The sequence below is a fragment of the Actinoplanes sp. NPDC023714 genome, from assembly GCF_040639855.1.
GTDB lineage: Bacteria > Actinomycetota > Actinomycetes > Mycobacteriales > Micromonosporaceae > Actinoplanes.
This window is the reverse complement of the sequence record NZ_JBFAAR010000009.1, coordinates 224,066-244,215: the sequence shown is the minus strand read 5'-3', so window position 1 is coordinate 244,215 and position 20,150 is coordinate 224,066. Positions and strand designations below refer to the sequence as shown.

Genomic DNA, 20,150 nt, shown 5'->3' with positions numbered 1-20,150 from the left:
ATATGACCTGGAGATATCGTGAACACCGAAGTCGCGACCCCGGACAACCTGGTCGAGCCGCTGGCCGTCATCGACGAGACCCCCCTGCGGGAGATCCGGGCCGAGCACGCCGACCGCGTGGTGCGACGGATCGTCGACAAGGAAGCCCTGCTGAAGCGGCTGGATGTGGCCGCGTTCCAGTCAGCACACTGATGCCCGGCCCGGCGGGCGACTCCGAGCCGGACGCCCGTCCGCTGAGCCAGTTCGTGCTGAAGGTCCACGGCCGGTGCGATCTCAAGTGCGACCACTGCTACGTCTACGAGCACGCCGACCAGAGCTGGCGCTCGAAACCGCGGGCCATGTCCCGGGACGTCGCCCGGGCCGCCGCCCGGAGGATCGCCGAGCACGCCGCCCGCTGGCGGCTCCCCCGGGTCCGGGTGATCGTGCACGGCGGCGAGCCCCTGCTGCTCGGCGCGGCCGGCCTCGACGCGCTGATCGCCGCGATCCGCGCGCCGATCGAGGAGGTCAGCCGCCTCTCGCTGACCATGCAGACCAACGGCGTACGGTTCGACGCGGCGACCGGTGACGTGCTCAAGCGGCACGGCGTCCGGGTCGGGGTCTCGCTCGACGGCGACCGGGCCGCCAACGACCGGCACCGGCGGTTCGCGAACGGCGCCGGCAGCTATGACCAGGTCCGGGCCGCGCTGGCGCTGCTGCGCTCCCCCGCCTACCGCGAGCTCTACGCCGGACTGCTCTGCACCGTCGACGTCCGCAATCCGCCCGACCGGGTCTACCAGGCCCTGCTCGCCGAGCGCCCGCCCGCCGTCGACTTCCTCCTGCCCCACGCGACCTGGGACAACCCGCCGCTGCGCCCGGACGGCGACCCCACCCCGTACGCGACCTGGCTGTCCGCGATCCACCGCCGCTGGCTCGCCGACGACCGGCCGATGCGGATCCGGCTCTTCGACGGGCTGCGCTCCACCGCGCACGGCGGCCCGAGCGGCAGCGAGCAGCTCGGCGCCACCGCCGCCGACCTGGTCGTGATCGAGACCGGCGGCCAGTACGAGCAGGCCGACTCGGTGAAGACCGCGTACGACGGGGCGCCGGCCACCGGGCTGAGCGTGCTCACCCACACGGTCGACGAGGTCTCCCGGCTGCGCCCGATCGCGGACCGGCAGGACGGCATCGCCGCCCTCAGCCCGATCTGCCGGTCCTGCCCGGTGGTCCGGCAGTGCGCCGGCGGGCTCTACGCGCACCGCTTCCGCACCGGCCACGGATTCGGCAACCCGTCGGTCTACTGCGCCGACCTGCGCGTCCTGATCGACCGGACGAACGAGGAGAGCCGGATGCACGAGCAGAGTTCTTCGCGTTCTTCGCGCGGGGCGGGCTCTTCGTTCGAGGCGAGCTCCTTGCGCGAGGCGAGCTCTTTGCGTGAGGCGGGCTCTTCGCTCGAGGCGGGCCGGGCTCGCGGGACGGGCGCGCCGGAACCGGCCGGCGTGATCGCGCGGATCGCCTCGGGCTTCGGCGACGAGGCCACGATCACCTGGCTGACCGGGCAGCAACGGTCGATCACCCGCGCGCTGGTGGCCGCGGCCGTGGAGCAGCACGGCGCGAACGCCGGATGGCGCGCGCTCACCGAACTGGAGACCGGCCACGCCGGCGCGGTGCGGCACGTCCTCGCCCACCCGTACGTGCGGGCCTGGGCGGTCGGCATGCTGCGCACCGGCGACCCGGCCGGGCTGGCGTACCTGGGCGGGCTCGCCGCCGCGGCGGCCGTGCACGCCGGCGTGCCGGTGGAGACCGAGGTACGCATCGACCGCGGGGTGGTCACCCTGCCCACGGTGGGCACGCTGTACTGGCCCGAGCCGGTCACGGCCGCCGCCCGGATCGCCGCCGAGCACGGCAAGCTGCGGCTCACCGGCCCGGACCACGTGGTGCTCACCGCCGACCTGTCCCGGCCCGAAGCGTCGGCGCACCGGCAGCCGACCCGGCCAGGGGTGTCGGCGCACCGGCAGCCGGCCCGGCACGTGGCGTCGGCGCACTGGCAGCCGGCCCGGCACGTGACGTGGGACGGCTGGAGCGTCCGGATCGAGGACGCCGACCCGGCCCGCGACTGCCACGGCTGGACCCCGGCCGGCCGGCTGGACGAGCCGGCCGCGGCGCGGTGGCGGGACACGCTCACGGCCGCCTGGCGGCTGATCGGCACGGAGCTGCCGGCGTACGCCCCGGCGCTGCGCACCGGACTGAAAGTGATCACGCCGTTGGAACAGGATCCGGCCGGTCGGCAGCGGGCCTCCACGGCGATGGACGCGTTCGGGTCCCTGGCCGCCGCCCCGGCCAGGCCGGACGAGCTCACGGTCCTGCTGGTGCACGAGTTCCAGCACGCCAAGCTGGGCGCCCTGCTCGACCTCTACGACCTGCACGACCCGGACGCGGACACCAAAATCATGGTCGGCTGGAAGCCCGAGCCACGGCCGGTCGAGGCCGCCCTGCAGGGCGTCTACGCGCACGCCGCGGTGGCCGACGTGTGGCGGCTGCGGGCCGGCCGTGACCCGCGGGCGGCCGAGCTCTACGCGATGTACCACCGGTGGACCGTCGACGCCGTCGCGGCGCTGCGCGCGACCGGGGCGCTCACGCCGCTGGGCACCGCGTTCGTCGACCGGATGGCCGCGACGGTGGCGTCATGGGAGTCCTGACCGATGCCGCAGCGCGCGGTGCTGCGGTCTCTCGCGCCGCCCTGGTCGCCGATCTGATCGCTCTGGGGGTGGGCAAGGAATCGGGCGGCGCGCTGCTCGTGCACTGCTCGATGCGGAACATCGGCTGGATCGACGGCGGCCCGGCCGCCCTGCTCGCGGCGCTGCGCGAGGTGACCGGACCGGCCGCGACGATCGTGGTGCCCGCGCAGACCCCGGACAACTCGCTGACCAGCCCGGTCTTCCGCGCCGCCACGGCCGGCATGACCGACGGCGAGCGGGCCCGGTACGTCGCCGCGATGCCGGGCTTCGACCCGGGCGCCACCCCCTCCTACGGCGTCGGCGGCTTCGCCGAGCACGTCCGCACGCGGCCGGGCGCGCTGCGCAGCCGTCATCCGCAGACCTCCTTCGCCGCGCTCGGGCCGGCCGCCGCCGCGATCGTGGGCGAGCACGACCTGCGCTCTCATCTGGGCGAGCGGTCGCCGCTGGGCGCCCTCTACCGGGCCGGCGCCGCGGTCCTGCTGCTCGGCGTCGGCATGGACAAGTGCACGGCGCTGCACCTCGCCGAATACCGGCTCCCGCGGCCCGGAGAGATCATGGAGTATTGCTGCTTCGTGACCGAGAACGGTCAGCGCAGACGGGTGACATTCGAGGCTTTGCGGCTCGACGACAGCGATTTCGGAACCGCCGGAAACGATCTTTTGGAACAGCCCTGGGCGTCCACCGGACGGGTGGGCGGGGCGCGATCGCACCTGTTCCCGATGGTCCCGGCCGTGGATCTCGCCACGGAATGGTTCAGCTTGAATCGCTAATCTTCGTACAAATAATGATATTGACCTTCGTCGGTGACACAGTGGAACGGGAGCATTACGCTGCACGCAAGGTCGTGACCGGATTCGGGGATCGGAGCGGACGTGCGCGCTGAGGGAACCATGCCCGCTCACCGGGCCTGTTGATCGGATCCCGACCGGTGCCGGCGCCCGACCTGTACTTCGCGCTGATCCATGCGCGCACGTCGGTGCCGAACCAGTGGGTCGAGGGTTTCTACCACCGGCTCGACCTGGAGGTGCAGCGCCGGGCCGACCCGCCGCACGGGCTGCGCCGCGGCTCCCTCTACTTCGCCACCGCGGGCGACTGCCGGCGCGCGATGGAGACCGGCGTCCCCCGGGTGCGGGTGCTCGTCCCGCTCTACAGCCGCGAGTTCCTGCATGAGCCGCCGCCCGACTTCGGCGACCGGCTGCACCGCGCCGGCGACCCGACCGAGCCGCCCTTCGTGCACCCGGTGCTCTGGGAGCCGCACCTGCCGGCCCGCCGGGTCAACGGGCTGGCCCAGGCCACCTCGCTGGGCGCCGCCGTGCAGGAGTACGCCGAGTACGGGATGGTCTCGATCTGCCGGCTCAGCGCGTACACGGCGGAGCTGCGGCAGATCATCGAGGAGCTGGCGGATCGCCTGGTGACCGCCGCCGAATACCCCGATCAGGTGCCGCCGTGGCTGCACGGCCGGCCGGAGCCCTGGTCGCAGGGCCGGCCGGAGCTTCCGGCGGGCGGCGCGGCGCCGCACGCCCGGTTCCTGATCACCGTGGTCCGGCCGCGCGGCTCCGGCGCCGACTGGTCGCCGTTCGGCGCCGGCGCCGGCGGGGTGACCGACCGGGCCCGGCACGCCGCCCAGCGGCTGTCGCTGCTGCCCGAGATCGTGCTCGGGGCGGGGAACGGCTTCCACGACTCCGCGGGGGTGCTGCTGCTCGACTCGGCGGTGCTCGACGACCCGCCCGCGCTGCTGGCCGCCGAGCGGATGCTGCGGGACATGCCGCCCTGGATGACGGTGGTCATGGTGATCCGGCCGGAGGGCGGCGACCGCGCCGACCGGTCGCACGAGCTGGCCGCCCGGGCGAGGGCGATGACCCGCAACGGCGTGCAGATCGCCCGGGACGCGCCGGAACTGCAGCGGGCCGTCGACGAGGCGGTCACGAAGGCCCGCCGGAACTTCCTCCGCAGCAGGCGTTCGATCCGACCATGGGAGGGCCTGCCATGAGCAGGGGGCGCGACGGACAGGTGGTCACCTTCTACTCGTACAAGGGCGGCACCGGGCGCACCATGGCGCTCGCCAACGTCGCCTGGATCCTGGCGGCGAACGGCCACCGGGTCCTCGCCGTCGACTGGGACCTGGAGTCGCCCGGCCTGCACCGCTACTTCGCGCCGTTCATGGACCCGCGGTTCCTGGCCAGCACCGGCGGCGTGGTCGACATGATCAACAGGTACGAGTGGGACTCGTCCGAGGCGGACTGGGACCCGGCCCGGCTGGCCGGCTACGCCAGCGTCCAGCAGCACTCGTTCTCGCTGGACTGGGACCACTTCCCGGACGGCGGCACCCTGGACTTCCTCTCCGCGGGCCGGCAGAACCCGGCCTACGACGGCGGGCTCAGCCAGATCCGGTGGGACGAGTTCTACGAGGACCGCGGCGGCGGCCGGTTCTTCGACGCGATGCGCGCCGACATGAAGGACCGGTACGACTACACGCTGATCGACAGCCGGACCGGGCACAGCGACATCGCCGGGATCTGCACCGGTCACCTCCCGGACGTGCTGGTGGACTGCTTCACCTTCAGCGACCAGGGCATCGAGGGCGCGGCCCGGATGGCCCGGCAGCTGCACAGCCCGCGCGAGATCCGGGTGCTGCCGGTGCCGATGCGGGTGGACCCGGCCGAGAAGCGCAAGGCCGAGACCGGCCGGACCGTCGCGATGCGCGAGTTCGCCGACCTGCCCCGGGGCCTCGACGAGCACCGGCGACGCGCGTACTGGCACGGCGTCGAGGTCCCCTACCAGGCCTATTACGGGTACGAGGAGACGCTGGCGACCTTCGGCGACGCGCCCGGCGCCCGGGGGACGCTGCTCAGCGCGTACGAGGCGCTGGCCGCGCACATCACCGAGGGGCGGGTCACGGCGATGCCGGCGATGAACCCGAGCCTGCGCCAGCAGATCGTCACCCGGTTCGAGCGCAAGCCGTTCTCCGAGGCCGACACGGTGCTGCTGTCCGGCTCCGGCCTCGACCAGGTGTGGCGGGAGTGGGTCGAGCACGTCCTGCTGGCCGGCGGGCTGCGGGTCGAGCACGCCCCGGACGGCGACGGCGGGAGGGACCCGGCGCTGAACGCCCAGCACTTGAAGATCATCTCGCGGGCCGAGGGCACCGACTGGTTCACCGGCGCGGCCGGCCCGCTCACCCCGGACCCGGGGCTGCGGGCCGTCTACACGGCCGACATCACCCCGTGGCGCAGCATCCCGACCGCGAACTCGGCGTTCATCGCCGGCCTCGACGCCGGCGCGGCGGCCGAGGAGATCCTGAACCTGATCGGCCGGCCCGCCGGCGACCTGGACGTGGTGCTGGCCGGCGCGCCGCGCTACCCGGGCGAGGAGCCGGACCTGGTGGTGAACCTGCCGGCCCGCAACGCCCGCTTCACCGGCCGCGAGAACGGGCTGCGCGACCTGCGCGGCCGGCTGCGGTCCGGCGCCGCGGTGGTGCTCTTCGGCACCCAGGCGGTCACCCTGCAGGGCATGGGCGGCGTCGGCAAGACGCAGATGGCGCTCGAGTACGCGCACCGCTACCGGGCCGCGTACGACGTGGTCGCCTGGCTCAAGGCGGACAGCGAGGAGAACCTGCAGAACGCGCTGCGCGAGCTCGGCAGCCGGCTGCACCTCAAGTCCGAGCAGTCCGGCCGGGAGTTCGCCCGCGCCGTGGTCCAGGAGCTGAGCCGGGACAAGCGGCGCTACCTGCTGATCCTGGACAACGCCGAGGAGCCGGAGGCGATCCTCGACTACCTGCCGCACGGCCCGGCGCACGTCCTGATCACCTCGCGGAACATGAGCTGGGGCGACCAGACCCAACCGGTGCAGGTCGACGTCTTCACCCGGGCCGAGAGCGTCGACCATCTCATGCAGCGGGTCCGCGGCATCGAGGAGCACGACGCCGGCCTGGTCGCCGAGCAGCTCGACGACCTGCCGATCGCGATCGCGGCGGCCGCCGCCCTGCTCGACGAGTCGAACACCCCGGTCGAGCAGTACCTGGAGCTGATCCAGGCGGAGGGCCCGGCCGCCGCGCTCGTCGACACCGCGGGCCGGCCCATCGCCCGGACCTGGGACCTGTCGCTGAACCGGCTGCGGGAACGGGACCGGGCCGCGTACCGGCTGTTCCAGCTCTGCAGCGTGCTGGCGCCGGAGATCTCGCTCGACCTGGTCTACAGCGACCAGATGGCGGAGTTCCTCAAGCCGCACAACCCGGCCGTCTCCGAGCGGATGCTGCGCGGCGCGCTGGTCCAGCAGATCAACCGGCTGGCGCTGCTGCGGCTCGACCAGCGGCCCGGCTCGGCGGGGAGCAGCGACCGCAGCGGCCAGATCCTGATCCACCAGGTGGTGCAGGACGCCGTCCGGGACCGGATGACCGACGAGGAGCGCGACGAGGCCCGGCGTCAGGTGCACCAGGTGCTCGCGAAGGCGCGCCCCGAGGGCGAGGTGGAGGACCCGGAGCACTGGCCCCGGTTCCGGATGCTCTGGCCGCACCTGGACGCCTCGGAGGCCGTGCACAGCACCGACGAGGCGGTCCGCCAGCTGCTGATCGACCGGATCCGGTACTACTACGTCCAGGCCGACCCGGTCACCGGCCGGGTCCGGGCCGAGCGGGTCGCCCGGGTCTGGGAGCGGCAGCTCGCCGGGACGACCGACCCGGAGCAGGCCGACCTGCTGCGCCGGCAGCTGCTGCAGCTCCGGTTCAACCTGGCCAACCTGCTGCGCGACCTGGGCGAGTTCCAGGCCTCGCGGGACCTGGACGAGCGGGTGCTCGCCGAGCAGGAGCGGCTGCTCGGCCCGGACCACCCGCACACCCTGATGACCCGCGGCAGCTACGCGGCCGACCTGCGCGGGCTGGGCCACTACCCGGAGGCGCTGGACATCGACGCCGTCACCTACCGCGCGTGGCAGGACCAGTACGGCGACAACTTCCCGCGCACCCTGGCCGCGCAGAACAACCTGGCGGTCTCGTACCGGCTGATGGGGCAGTTCCGGCTGGCCGGGCAGCACGACGAGGAGGCGTGGCTGCGGCGCCGGGAGGTCAACGGCGAGACCAACCTGTGGACCCTCGGCACGGCCGCCTGCCTGGCCCGGGACTGGCGCGACGCCGGCGACTTCGACAGGTCCGCCGCGCTGCTCAAGCAGACCCTCGACGACCTGATGGAGACCCGCGGGCCGGACTCCCGGTCGACGCTCACCACCAAGTCGAACTACGCGGTGTCGCTGCGCAGCATCGGCCGGATCGACGAGGCCCTGGCCCTGCACCACGAGGCGTACGACCGGCTCCTGCACCTGTTCGGCGACGACAACCCGGAGACGGTGAGCTGCCGGTTCAGCCGGGCGCTCACCCTGCACAGCGCCGGCGAGGGCGCCCTGGCGGTGGCCGAGCTGCTGGAGATCCACGCTTTCTGGAAGCGCAAGCTCGGCGACCGGCACCCGTACACCCTGGTGTGCCGCAACGACCTCGCCATCGCCGAACGCCGGCTCGGCGACCTGCCGAAGTCCCGCGAGTGGATCCGGCCGACCGTGCCGGCGATGGTCGAGGTGCTGCGGCCGGACCATCCGTACACGCTCTCCGCGCAGATGAACCTGGCGATCTGCGAGGCCGAGCCGTCCGAGGGCGCCGCCGGGCCGGCCGCCGCCCGGGACATCCTGCTGGCGATCGCCGGCGACGTCCGCCGGGTGTTCGGGCCGGAGCATCCCAACACGTTCCGGCACGAGGCCAACCTCGCGCTCGTCGAGGAGGCGATCGGCCTCGAGCCGGCCGACGAGCGGCTCGCCGCGCTGCGCGAGCGGATGGTCCTGCGGCTCGGCGCGACGCATCCGATCGTGAGCGGCCTGGACCGGCGCCGGTACCTGTACCGGATCATCGACCCCCACCAGTTCTAGGGACGGGCCCATGGCGGACAGGCAGCGCGAGGAGAGCACCATCCCGTCGCTGATCGCCTCGGCGTGGCGGACCGCCCCGCCGGTGCTGCGCCGGTTCACGTACTGGGTGTGGGGTCTCGGCGCCGTCGCGGTGATCCTGGCGATCACGGCGGACGTGCAGAACCGGTGGGGCAGCCTGCAGTTCGTCACGAACATCCTGGCCGAGCTGATCTGCGGGCTGTTCGCGCTGCCGCTCGCCCTGGTGATCATCGCCCGGCTGGCCGAGTACCAGGTGAAGGAGCTGGAGCGGGTCCGGCTGGAGGCCCGGTACGGCGCCGCGCTGGAGCAGCTGACCGCCTCGGTCCGGACCACCAGCGACTACGTGCAGGACCTGGTCCAGGAGGTGAGCGCCTCGACGAACGCCTTCGTGGAGGCGGCCCGGGTGGTGAACGGCCGGTTCGCCGACCCGGAGCGGGCGGCCGAGGCGGCGCACCTGCTGCAGGCGCACATGGACAGCCAGCAGTGGCTCTTCTACGAGCGGGTGGTGACGCCGCTGCGGATCGACGGCAACCACCTGCGCGCGCTGCTCAGCGAGCGGGTCCGCAACGGCGAGCCGACCGCCGAGTCGGCCCGCTTCGAGCGGATCTGGAACGAGCTGGAGTCGGCGCTGCGGCACCAGCGGCAGATCATGGCGGCCGGGCACCAGGAGCTGGCCCGGGGTGCGCCCAACCCGAACCGGGCCACCCGGCTGCGCAACGCCGCCATCGTCCACCTGCACAGCGTCGACCATCTGCTGCAGCTCTGCGGCGAGCTGGAGGCGTTCGCCACCGAGGCCGGGCCGGCTCGATGATCCTGAGGCCGGCTCGCTGATCGTCAGGCCGCCAGCCAGCTGAGGATGCGCGGCAGCACCTCCATGGCGCCGAAGTGCGCGGCGTCGTGCTGCACGTGCACCTCGGAGCGCGGGATCCGCTGCGCCAGCCAGCGGCTGTGACTGGCCGGCGAGAACGTGTCGTGCGCGCCGTGCCAGAGCCGGACCGGCGGCACGATGGTGTCCAGCGCGAAGCCCCACTGCCGGCGGAACGCCAGGATGTCGTCGAGCCACCCGTACGGCCCGTCGCGCAGCGCGTCGGCGTAGCTCTTCACCAGCAGGCGGCGGTAGAGCACGCTCTGCATGAACATCAGGTCCGGCGCGGACATCTGGGCCCGCAGCTCCTCGATGAGGCTCTTCGGGTCGGCGGCGGTCTGCTCGGCCAGTGCCCGCAGCTCGTGCATCATCTCGATGGCGCCGACGTCGGCCTCGACGTGCTTGCTGGCGTTCTCGGCGGCCATCCCCTCGTACCAGTTCAGGCCGATCGCGTCGCCCGGCGCGAGGCCGACCAGCACGGCGGCCCGCTCGACCCGGTGCGGCAGCACGGCGGCGCAGGCCAGCGCGTGCGGGCCGCCGCCGGAGCGGCCGACCACGGCGAACCGCTCGACCTCCAGCCGGTCGGCGATGGCCCGGACGTCGGCGGCCGCGTCGACGACCCGCCGGTTCGGCATCCGGGTGGAGCCGCCGTAGCCGGGACGGTCGTAGCTGATCAGCCGGATTCCCTGGCGGTAGAGCACGCTGCTGCGGGGCCGCGGGCCGGAGCCCGAACCGGGGGTGCCGTGCAGCAGGAAGACCGGGGTTCCGTCGGGCGCGCCGGACACCTGCACCGCGAGGACCCGGGAACCGACGCCGACCTCGAACCGTGTCACCAAGGCTGACCCCATCCGAAAGATGCGCGCTCCATCGATGGTAATCGCCGTCACCTCATGCGGCGCGCGAATGAAACCCCGTGAGTACGGCGTGCACGTCCGGGGACCGGCCGGGCGTCGCCAGCCAGGCGGCGGCCGCGGCCGGGTCGCGGCCGGGCAGCGCGGACGTTCCCCGGGCCCGGAGTGCGGCCAGGAGCCCTTCGCGGATCGGGGTGTCCCGGGTGAGCAGGCTGCCGGCCAGCACGACCGGGCCGCCGACCGGCCCCAGCCCGTCCAGGGTGGCGGTCAGGCGGGCGACCGCGCCGGCCGTGATCGCGGTGGCCTGCGGGTCGCCGGCGCGGGCCCGCGCGCAGACCACCTCGGCCAGCGCCGCGATCCGGGCGTGGTGCAGCTCCTGCGCCCAGCCGATCAGCCGGTCCCGGTCACCGGCGCCGGCCTCCGCGGCGACCGCCGTGGCGAACGGTGAGGGCCACGCCCGGACGGCCGCGCGCAGGGCCTGGACGCCGAGCCAGTGGCCCGACCCCTCGTCGCCCAGAAGCCAGCCCAGCCCGTCGGTCACCCGTACGATCTGATGCTCTTGGATCTCGGCCGCGACCGCGCCCGTCCCCGCGATGAGAACGGCGCCGCCGGACGCGCTGGTGCCCGCCGCGAAGGCGGTGACCGCGTCGCCCACCACCCGCCACCGGCAGCGCAGGCCCGCTCGCCGCCATTCCGTCTCGAGCGCCGCGGTGAACGCCGGATCGGCGCAGGCCGACGACCCGGCCAGGCCCAGCACGCCACCCACGACCGCCGCCGGATCCACGGTGGACAGGGCCTGCCGCAGCGCCGCGGCGAGCGCCTCCACCGCCGCCGGACCGGCCGACAGCGGATTGCCCGGACCGGCCCGGCCGCGGCCCGCCACCACGCCGGCCGCCGTGGCGACGACCGCGTGCGAGGCGGTGCCACCGGCGTCGACACCGACTACCAGGTCCATGGTGGAGATCGAAACACAGAAATTCATTGTTGACTAGTTGAGCGGACGGTCGTAATTTTCATCAGCAACAGCAACTTATGAAAATGAGGTCCACACAGTGACAGGTGAGAGCGGCGGGCTGCTGGGGCGGCTGCGCATCGAGGGTCCGCAGATGCCGGAGGCGCTGAGCCGGATCGCCGAGACGATCCTGGCCGACCCGGAGACCGCGGCCCACGCCAGCATCGTGGATCTCGCCGAGCGCTCCGGGACGTCGACGGCGACGGTCACCCGGTTCAGCCGCACGCTCGGCTTCAAAGGATATGCGAGCCTGCGGGTCGCGGTGGCCACCGAGACCGGGCGCGCCGAACAGGCCCGCTGGGAGACCGACATCAGCGGCGACATCGCCCCCGGCGATCCGCTCGACCAGGTGCTGGGCGTGGTGGCGGCGGCCGACACCCGGGCCATCCAGAGCACCGCCGCCGCCATCGACATCGCCGCCGTGGAACGGGTCGCCGCCACCATCGCCGGCGCCCAGCGCGTCGAGCTCTTCGGCCTCGGCAGCAGCGGCACGGCCGCCCGCGAGATGGCGTTCCGCCTGGAGCGCATCCGGGTGCCGGTCTGGCACCGGCAGGACAGCCACACCGCACTCACCAACGCGGCGCTGCTGCTCCCCGGCGACGTGGCGATCGGGCTGTCGCACTCCGGCCGCACCCGCGAGGTGATCGAGACGCTGGCCGAGGCCGCCGACCACGGCGCGCTCACCGTGGCGGTGACCAGCTTCAACCGGTCGCCGCTCGCCGAGGTGGCCGACGTGGTCTTCACGACCAGCGTGCTGGAGACGACGTTCCGGCTGGCCGCGCTCTCCGCCCTGCACTCCCAGCTGCTCGTCCTCGACCTGATCTACGTGGCGGTCGCGCAGCGCACCTACGAGCGGACCGCCGACGCGCTGGAGCTGACGGTCCGGGCCGTGGACGCGCACCGGCTGCCGGAAAAAATGCCGAGCCGCAAACGAAGGGGATCATGAACTATCTATCGGAGATATCGCTTTTGATGGGCAAGGTCGGTCAGGGGCAGGCCGCCGAGAAGGCGAGGGCGGCCGGCCTCCTGGCCGGGACGATCGCCGACGGCGGCGTGATCCAGGCCTTCGGCTGCGGGCACTCCGAGGCGCTCGCCATGGAGATCGCCGGGCGGGCCGGCGGCCTGGTCCCGACGAACCGGATCGCGCTGCGCGACATCGTCCTCTACGGCGGCGAGCCGCTCGAAGCCCTCGCCGACCCGTTCGTCGAGCGGGACACCGCGATCGCCCACCGGCTCTACGAGCTGGCGCCGGTCAAGCCCGACGACGCGTTCGTCATCGCCTCCAACTCCGGCATCAACGGCGCCGTCGTCGAGATGGCGCTGCTCGTCAAGGAACGCGGCCACCCGCTCATCGCGATCACGTCGGCGGCGCACTCGTCCGGCGTGGACTCGCGGCATCCGAGCGGCCGCAAGCTCGGCGACATCGCCGACGTGACCCTCGACAACGGCGCGCCCTACGGCGACGCCACCCTGCCGCTGCCGGGCGGCGGCGCGGTCGGGGCCGTCTCGTCGATCACCGCGGCGCTGCTGGCCTGGCAGATCGTCACCGCCGTGGTCGAGCGCCTGCTCGCGGTGGGGATCACCCCGCCGGTCTACCTGTCGGACAACGTGCCCGGCGGCAAGGAACACAACGCGGAACTCGAGGCGCGGTACGCCGGGCGCATCCGGCGCACCGCATAGAGATGGAGAGCCCAGCGATGAACCCTTCTACCTCGCGAAGAACCCTACTCGCGGCGGCGGCGCTCGCGGCGCCCGCATTGGCCGGCTGCGTGACCTCGTCCTCCTCCGACGACCCCTCCCCCGCCGCGGAGGGCGGCGCCAAGAGCGCCGAGAACCCGCTGGGGGTCGAGGCCGACGCCCCGCTCGAGGTGGTCGTCTTCAAGGGCGGGTACGGCGACGAGTACGCGATCAAGGCCGAGGCGACTTATCAGGAAAAATATCCATCCGCGAAGATCGACCACAAGGGCTTGCAGAAGGTCGGCGAGGCCATGCAGCCCCGGTTCGTGGCCGGCGACCCGCCGGACGTCGTCGACAACACCGGCGCGGGCCGGCTCGACATCGCCACGCTGGTGTCGGCCGGGCAGGTCAGCGATCTGGCGGAACTGCTCGCCGCGCCCGCTTTCGATCAGCCCGGCAAGACCGTGCGGGAGACCCTGCTGCCCGGTGTCGTGGAGGACGGGACGTTCGGCGGCAGCACCGTGGCGCTCAACTTCACGTACACGGTGTGGGGAATCTGGTACTCGAAGGCGCTCTTCGCCGAGCGCGGCTGGACCTATCCGGACTCGTGGCCGGCCATGCTCACCCTCTGCGACGAGATCCGGAAATCCGGCATCGCGCCCTGGACCTACCAGGGCAAGTACCCCGAGTACATCAACGATCCCCTGCTCACCATGGCCGCCAAGATCGGCGGGCTGGATCTCGTGAAGGCCGTCGACAACCTCGCGCCGGACGCCTGGAAGCAGCCGGGACTCGTCGAGGCCGCCACCGCGTTCGCCGAGCTCGCCGGCAAGGGCTATCTGATGTCCGGCTCGGAGGCGCTGTCGCACACCGAGGCGCAGGCGGCCTGGTGCCAGCGCAAGGCCGCGTTCATCCCGTGCGGCTCGTGGCTGGAGGCCGAGCAGAAATCGGTCACGCCGGCCGGTTTCGACATGGTGATGGGGGTGGTGCCGGCCGCCGGGGCGCTGCCGGTCACGGCCGTTCAGGCGGCCAGCAGCGAATCGTTCCTGGTCCCGTCGAAGGCCGCCAATGTCCCGGGCGGAAAGGAATACCTGCGGATCCTGTTCTCGCTGCGGTCGGCCCGCGATTTCGCCCAGGCCAACAGCACCCTTCCGGCCGTCGCCGGCGCCACCGACGGGCTCACGCTCTCCAGCGGATCGGGCTCGGTGCGCGATGCCGTCCAGGCCGCCGGTGGTGACGCTTTCAACTACCGATTCCGTACGTGGTACGTGCCGCTCGCGAAAGCCGTCGACGACGCCACCGGCGAACTGGTGAATCGGCGGATCAGCGTGGCCGACTGGTCGACGCGGATCCAGAAGGCGTCCGACTCGCTCGCCAAGGACTCGACCGTCGTCAAGTACACCCGCTGATGCGGCACGGCCGGTGGCGGTTCCTCGCCGGCGCGCTGATCCCGGCGCTGGTGCTGCACGTCGTGTTCGTGCTGTCGCCGTACGCCCAGGCGTTCTACCTGTCACTGACCGATTGGACCGGGGTGGCCGGCGAGGCGCGGTACGTCGGGGCGGACAATTTCGTCCGTCTCGGCGGCGACGCGCTATTCCTCGACGCGGTCCGCAACAACGCCGTCATGCTGCTCGTCGTTCCGGCGGCCACGATCGCGCTCGCCCTGTTCCTGTCCAGCATGCTTTCGGCGAGGCGCGGCGGAACGGCGTACCAGATAGTGTTCTTCTTTCCGCAGATGCTGTCGCTGGTGATCATCGCGGTGCTGTGGAGTTTCGTCTACAACCCGAACACCGGTCTGCTCAATGCGGGATTGCGGGCGATCGGCCTCGGCTCGCTCGCGCGGAGCTGGCTCGCCGAACCGTCGCTCGCGCTGCCGGCCGTCATGGCGGTGGTGATCTGGTCGTCGGTCGGTTTCTACGTGGTGCTGTTCCGCGCCGCCATCGACGGGATCCCGCAGGAGTTGTTCGAGGCCGCGAGACTCGACGGCGCCGGCGGATGGGCCGCATTCCGTGGCATCACGCTGCCGCTGCTGAGGGAGAACGTGCAGGTCGCGTTCGTCTATCTCGGCATCATCGCGCTCGACGGATTCGTGCTGGTCCAGGTCATGTCGGTCGGGCCGGGCGGCCCGGACGGCGCCACCGAGGTGGTCGGGCTGACGCTTTACCGGACCGCTTTCACGTACGGGAAATTCGGTTACGCCACGGCGATGGGGGTGGCGCTGTTCTTCGCGGCGCTGACCTTCTCGATTCTGGCGCTGCGCTGGGGGCGCTCGCATGAAGAGGCTTGATTTCTTCCCGCAACTCGCCATGTTCGGATGGGCGGTGGTCACCGCGCTGCCGCTGATCTGGGCGGTGCTGAGTTCCCTGAAGACCGACGACGAGATCCTGTCCTCGCCCTGGTCCCTGCCTGCGGATTGGAGATTCGACAACTGGTCGAGGGCGTGGAATGCCGCGAGCATCGGGCGCTATTTCCTGAACAGCCTCGTCGTCGTCGGCGGCGCCCTGATCCTCACCATGCTGCTCGGATCGCTCGTCGCCTATGCGCTCGCGCGCTATCGGTTCCGCGGCAACCGGATCGTCTACTACACGTTCGTCGCGGCGATGTTCTTCCCGGTCTTCCTGGCCCTGGTGCCGCTCTTCTTCGTGGTGCAGCAACTGGGACTGCTCGGCACCTATCCCGGGCTGATCCTGGTCTACACCGCGTACGCCGTCCCGTTCACCGTCTTCTTCCTGCACGCGTTCTTCCGTACCCTGCCCGCCGAGGTGGCCGAGGCCGCATTCCTCGACGGGTGCTCGCACGGCGCCGTCTTCCTCCGCGTCATGCTCCCGCTCGCCCGGCCCGGATTGGTCGCGGTCGGCATCTTCAATTTCCTCGGGCTCTGGAACCAGTATCTGCTCCCCCTGGTTCTCAATCCCGACCCGGACCGGTACGTCCTGGCGCAGGGTCTGGCCGCCCTGTCGGTCAGCCAGGGCTACCGCAGCGACTGGAGCGGCCTGTTCGCCGGCATGACCATCGCGATGCTGCCGGTGCTCGTCGCCTACGTCGCGTTCCAGAGGCACATCCGCGCCGGGATGACCGCCGGCGCGGTCCGTTGATCCCCCCTCTCAATTAGGAGTGGACATGCGCCTGCTCGCAGGCTTCGCCGCGTCCGCATTGGCCGCCGTCTCCCTGGTCGCCGTCAACGCCGGCAGCGCCGCCGCGGCTGATTGCGGCTATCTGTTCGACGATTTCCACTATTCTTCGTCGTCTGATCCGGCGTTGAGTGGGAACGGCTGGACTCCCCGTAGTTACCAGGGTGGGCCCGGAGTGGCGGGGGCGAACTGGTCGCCCGCCGCAATCACTTTCCCCGAAATTTCCGGACAAAAGGTTATGCAGCTGACGGCGTCGACGGACGGCACCGCCGCCGGGACCAAGCACGCCGAGCTCTACTCCACGCAGAAGCGCTATCTGGAAGGGACCTACGCGAGCCGGGTGCGGTTCACCGACGCGCCGATCTCCGGCAACGACGGCGACCACATCAACCAGACGTTCTTCACGATCAGCCCGCTGAACGGCGATCTCGACCCCACCTACAGCGAGCTGGACATCTCCGAATATCTGCCGAACGGCGGCTGGGGCGAGACCGGGCCGATCAACTACCAGACGACCTGGTACACGTATCGCAACGAGCCCTGGTACGCCGACAACCTGCACTCCTCGCAGCGGTCCAGCCTGGACGGATGGCACGACCTGGTGGCGCAGGTCGCGAACGGGCACGTCGTCTACTGGATCGACGGGGTGCAGGTCGGCGACCACGGCGGCAAGTTCTACCCCCGCCAGACCATGACGATCAACTGGAACCTGTGGTTCATCGACCTGGCCGCCCACACGGGTGGGCTGTCCACCTACATCGAGCAGGTCGACTGGGTGCTGTTCGCCAAGAACCAGGTGCTGTCGCCGGCGCAGGTGGCGGCGCAGACGAGCTCGTACCGGTCGTCGGCGACGGTGTTCACGGACACGGTGGCCTCATCGGGGCCCTGCGTCGATCCCACGCCGTCGTCTCCGTCGCCCTCGGTCTCGTCGCCTTCCTCGCCGCCTCCCACTGATTGTTCCGGCGCGGCGGCCTGGCAGTATGCGACCACCTATCAGGGCGGCAGCGTCGTGAAGCACGAGAAGAGCCGGTACGGCGACCCGTCCGGGCCGCCGTCGGGTCAGGGCGCCCACCTCTGGAAGGCGCGGTGGTGGACGCAGGGCTCGGAGCCGGGATGGACCGAGCAGTGGCAGGACCTCGGTCCCTGCTGATTCCCTCTCATCGAGACGGTGCGTCCGGGCTCCGGTCCAGGCGCATCGTCGTCCCGGCCGCCGGCGGATCGATCATCGCCACGGTGTTTCCCGCGCTCTATCGGCCATCCGACTCCCTATCCGCCTCCCGCACGTGGTGATATCGAGTCCGTGACTGAGTTCGCCGTGGTGGTGAGTGCCGGTTCGTTCCAGCGGGACAGCCCGGGCGCGGTGCGGTTCCCGCATCGATGGACCGAGCAGGGCGTCACCGTGGAGGCCGACTTCACCGGCGCCCACCTGCTCCATCTGTCCGCCGCCGGCTGCGTGCTCAACGACCTCTACCGCGAGGCCTCCGGCCTCAAGATCCCCATTGCGGGCGTACGCGTGACCGCCCACGGCGATTTCGATCGCGGCACATGGGAGTCCACCGGCATCACCTACCGGGTCGAGCTCGACTCCTCCGCCACCGCCGCCGAGCTGGCCGTCCTCCTGGCCCGCGTCGACGAGATCGCCGAGATCCCGCGTGCCATCCGCGCCGGCGCCCCGGTTTCCCGCGAAGCGTCAAACGCTGCGTCAAACGGTGGGGCGCTCTGATGGACGCAGGGCCCGGGAGCGTCCCGGGCCGGCGCAGAGAAGCGAGGACCCCATGTCCCTGTTCATGGACATCCACCACGTCGAGGGCGGCGTGAAGGCCGGCGACGTCGCGGCCGCCCACGAGAAGGACCTGTCCACCCAGTCCGAGTTCGGCGTGAACTACGTGAAGTACTGGGTCGACGAAGAGGCCGGCAAGATCTTCTGCCTGGTCGACGCCCCCGACGCCGAGGCGGCGAACGCGGTGCACGCCAAGGCCCACGGCCTGGTCGCCGACGAGATCTACCCGATCAGCGCAGAGGGCTGAGCCGGGCGGGTTCCGGGAGGAGACAGCATGGGGCTGAGCGTTCATCTGCTCGGGCCGCCGCGTGTTCGGCGGGAGGGCGTGCCCTACCAGGTGCGCAGCCGCAAGAGCTGGGCCCTGCTCGCCTGCCTCCTGCTCGGTGACCGGCCGCAGACTCGCGCCCGGCTTGCCGGGCTGCTCTACCCCGAAGCGCAAGACCCGTTGCGGGCGCTGAGGTGGGGGCTCACCGAGATCCGCCGGTGTCTGGGCATACCTGTCGACGGCGATCCGGTCGTGCTGCGTCTGCCGGAGGGCGCGGTCGTCGACGTTCACGTGCTGAGTGACGGCTCGTGGGCGGCGGCGGCCGGTCTTCCCGGGCTGGGGGCCGAGCTGCTCGACGGCGTGGATGTCCGGGGGGCGCCCGCGTTCGAGTCCTGGCTGCTGTCCGAGCGTCGCCGGGTGGCGGCGGCGGCCGAGGCGATCCTGCACGAGGCCGCTCTGGGCCGGCTCGCCGAGGGTGACGTCGAGGCCGCCCGCGACCTGGCGTTGCGGGCCGCCGCCACGAACCCGCTCGACGAGAACCACCAGGCTCTCGTGATCCGTCTCTATCGGCTGGCCGGGGACGACGAGGCGGCGCAGCGACAGTATGCGTCGGTGGCCGCCCTCTTCCACGACGAGCTGGGCGTGCGCCCCGGCCCGGCGATCGACGAGGCGATGCGCGAAACCCGCCGCGAACGAGGCGAACCCGCCGACGACGCCTCGATCGAAGCCATCGCCGAGTCCGGAGCGGCAGCGGTCGCCGCCGGCGCGATAGAGGCGGGCGTCCGTTCCCTGCGAGCCGCAGTACGCCTCGCCGACCAATCAGTGCCGGACCAGCCTTCCGCCACCGCGCAAGCCGCCGCCGATCCTCCGGGCACGACCCGCGGGGCCGGCCCCGATGCTCCGGGCACGACCGGCGGGGCCGCCGCCGATCCTCCGGGCACGACCCGCGGGGCCGGCCCCGATCGGCTGCGGATCGACACCCGGCTGCGGTTGGCGGAGGCTCTCATCCACTCTCTGCGGGGCATGGACGAGGAAGGACTCGCAACGCTTCACGAGGCCGACCGGCTGGCCGTCGCGGCTCACGATCGGCGGGCGTCGGCGCGGGCCCGGGCCGAGCTGGGTTACGTCGACTTTCTGCGGGGGCGCTATCACCGGGCCGATCACTGGCTGACCGGTGCTCTGCGCGCGGCTACCGGGGACGCCGTGATCACCGCTCGGGTCACGACCTATCTCGGGGCGGTGCACAGCGACCGGGCGAACTACGAGCGGGCTCATGAGCTTCTGCGGCGCGCGGTCCGGCTCGCGCGCGGGGCCGGTGAGCCGCGGGTCGGGGCGTACGCGTTGTCCATGCTCGGACGACTGCACCTGCTGCTGGGTGATCTCGGGCGGGCGGGGACGATCCTGGAGGAGGCCGAGGGGACGGCGCAGAACGATCACTGGTTGGCGTTCCTGCCGTGGCCGCAGGCGCTGCGCGGGGAGGTTCACCTGGCGGCGGGCGATCCGGTGGCGGCCGGTCGGGTGCTGCGGCAGGCGTTCGCCCGGGCGTGCCAGATCGGGGATCCGTGCTGGGAGGGGATCTCGGCGCGTTCGCTGGCGCTGGTGGCCGAGGCCGGCGGTGCGACCGGGCGGGCGTTCGAGCTGCTCGCCGACGCGCGGGCGCGGTCGAATCGGCTGGCCGATCCGTACGTGTGGCTCGACGCCCACATCCTCGACGCCCAGTGCGAGCTCGGCCGGCGGCACGGTCACCCGGAGACGGCGACCTGGGTGGACGCGCTTCGCCGGTTGGCGGCGCGGTCCGGGATGAGGGAGATGAGCGTACGCGCGATGCGGCACAGCGCCGCCCTCGGAGAACCGGGAGAGATGGAGGTGGCGAACCTGCTCGCGGACGACATCGGCAACCCCGCGCTGACCGAGCTGCTCACCACCTCCTGAC

The 20,150-nt window shown here is 72.1% G+C and carries 17 protein-coding genes; 15 read left to right on the top strand and 2 right to left on the bottom strand.

Features of this window, described 5'->3' with window-relative positions; all coding sequences use genetic code 11:
• The first annotated feature begins 18 nt into the window (after positions 1-18).
• The 6 genes from fxsA to AB0G10_RS32925 all read left to right on the top strand — a co-directional run bounded on the left by fxsA (position 19) and on the right by AB0G10_RS32925 (position 9,447).
• A complete protein-coding gene (gene fxsA, locus AB0G10_RS32950) occupies positions 19-192 on the top strand; it encodes an FxSxx-COOH cyclophane-containing RiPP peptide (protein WP_360930631.1) in 174 nt (57 codons plus the stop codon).
• Positions 192-2,675 carry an FxsB family cyclophane-forming radical SAM/SPASM peptide maturase gene (locus AB0G10_RS32945; protein WP_360930629.1) on the top strand — a complete coding sequence of 828 codons (2,484 nt, stop codon included), beginning with the start codon at positions 192-194 and terminating at the stop codon, positions 2,673-2,675. Before fxsA ends, AB0G10_RS32945 begins: the two co-directional genes overlap by 1 nt.
• The gene (locus tag AB0G10_RS32940; protein ID WP_360930626.1) at positions 2,663-3,484 is read left to right on the top strand and encodes an AAC(3) family N-acetyltransferase; all 822 of its coding nucleotides are present in this window, start codon (positions 2,663-2,665) and stop codon (positions 3,482-3,484) included. The genes AB0G10_RS32945 and AB0G10_RS32940 overlap by 13 nt, the downstream gene beginning before the upstream one ends.
• A 158-nt stretch (positions 3,485-3,642) precedes the next feature.
• Positions 3,643-4,704: a hypothetical protein gene (locus tag AB0G10_RS32935; RefSeq protein ID WP_360930623.1), complete on the top strand. Its 1,062-nt coding sequence runs from the start codon at positions 3,643-3,645 to the stop codon at positions 4,702-4,704.
• Positions 4,701-8,618 (top strand): FxSxx-COOH system tetratricopeptide repeat protein, encoded by a 3,918-nt coding sequence (gene fxsT / locus AB0G10_RS32930; protein WP_360930620.1) that lies wholly within the window; start codon positions 4,701-4,703, stop codon positions 8,616-8,618. The genes AB0G10_RS32935 and fxsT overlap by 4 nt, the downstream gene beginning before the upstream one ends.
• A 10-nt stretch (positions 8,619-8,628) precedes the next feature.
• Positions 8,629-9,447: a hypothetical protein gene (locus AB0G10_RS32925; protein ID WP_360930617.1), complete on the top strand. Its 819-nt coding sequence runs from the start codon at positions 8,629-8,631 to the stop codon at positions 9,445-9,447.
• Positions 9,448-9,470: 23 nt separating this feature from the next.
• Here the strand turns inward: AB0G10_RS32925 and AB0G10_RS32920 are convergent, their stop codons facing one another.
• Both AB0G10_RS32920 and AB0G10_RS32915 read right to left on the bottom strand, forming a co-directional pair.
• Positions 9,471-10,349, bottom strand: coding sequence for an alpha/beta fold hydrolase (locus AB0G10_RS32920; RefSeq protein WP_360930614.1), 879 nt, complete (start codon positions 10,347-10,349; stop codon positions 9,471-9,473).
• Between the two features lie 40 nt (positions 10,350-10,389).
• Entirely contained in the window at positions 10,390-11,307 is a 918-nt protein-coding gene (locus AB0G10_RS32915) for a BadF/BadG/BcrA/BcrD ATPase family protein (protein WP_360930611.1), read from the bottom strand.
• Between the two features lie 97 nt (positions 11,308-11,404).
• On the opposite strand from AB0G10_RS32915, the gene AB0G10_RS32910 reads away from it, so the two are divergent.
• From AB0G10_RS32910 to AB0G10_RS32870, 9 genes are all read left to right on the top strand, one after another.
• Positions 11,405-12,310: a MurR/RpiR family transcriptional regulator gene (locus tag AB0G10_RS32910; RefSeq protein ID WP_360930608.1), complete on the top strand. Its 906-nt coding sequence runs from the start codon at positions 11,405-11,407 to the stop codon at positions 12,308-12,310.
• Complete coding sequence (locus AB0G10_RS32905) at positions 12,307-13,044, top strand: SIS domain-containing protein (RefSeq protein WP_360930605.1); 738 nt, start codon at positions 12,307-12,309, stop codon at positions 13,042-13,044. The genes AB0G10_RS32910 and AB0G10_RS32905 overlap by 4 nt, the downstream gene beginning before the upstream one ends.
• A gap of 17 nt (positions 13,045-13,061) precedes the next feature.
• Positions 13,062-14,450, top strand: a complete 1,389-nt coding sequence (gene ngcE, locus AB0G10_RS32900; RefSeq protein WP_360930602.1) for an N-acetylglucosamine/diacetylchitobiose ABC transporter substrate-binding protein — start codon at positions 13,062-13,064, stop codon at positions 14,448-14,450.
• A complete protein-coding gene (locus AB0G10_RS32895) occupies positions 14,450-15,328 on the top strand; it encodes a sugar ABC transporter permease (RefSeq protein WP_360930600.1) in 879 nt (292 codons plus the stop codon). Before ngcE ends, AB0G10_RS32895 begins: the two co-directional genes overlap by 1 nt.
• A complete protein-coding gene (locus AB0G10_RS32890; RefSeq protein ID WP_360930597.1) occupies positions 15,315-16,136 on the top strand; it encodes a carbohydrate ABC transporter permease in 822 nt (273 codons plus the stop codon). The genes AB0G10_RS32895 and AB0G10_RS32890 overlap by 14 nt, the downstream gene beginning before the upstream one ends.
• Positions 16,137-16,161: 25 nt before the next feature.
• On the top strand, positions 16,162-17,322 hold the full coding sequence (locus AB0G10_RS32885) for a glycosyl hydrolase (RefSeq protein WP_360930594.1): 1,161 nt from the start codon (positions 16,162-16,164) through the stop codon (positions 17,320-17,322).
• A gap of 150 nt (positions 17,323-17,472) precedes the next feature.
• Positions 17,473-17,895, top strand: a complete 423-nt coding sequence (locus AB0G10_RS32880) for an OsmC family protein (RefSeq protein ID WP_360930592.1) — start codon at positions 17,473-17,475, stop codon at positions 17,893-17,895.
• Positions 17,896-17,947: 52 nt separating this feature from the next.
• The gene (locus tag AB0G10_RS32875; RefSeq protein WP_360930589.1) at positions 17,948-18,199 is read left to right on the top strand and encodes a DUF4242 domain-containing protein; all 252 of its coding nucleotides are present in this window, start codon (positions 17,948-17,950) and stop codon (positions 18,197-18,199) included.
• Positions 18,200-18,226: 27 nt separating this feature from the next.
• Positions 18,227-20,149, top strand: a complete 1,923-nt coding sequence (locus AB0G10_RS32870; RefSeq protein WP_360930586.1) for a BTAD domain-containing putative transcriptional regulator — start codon at positions 18,227-18,229, stop codon at positions 20,147-20,149.
• The last annotated feature ends 1 nt before the right edge of the window (position 20,150 follow it).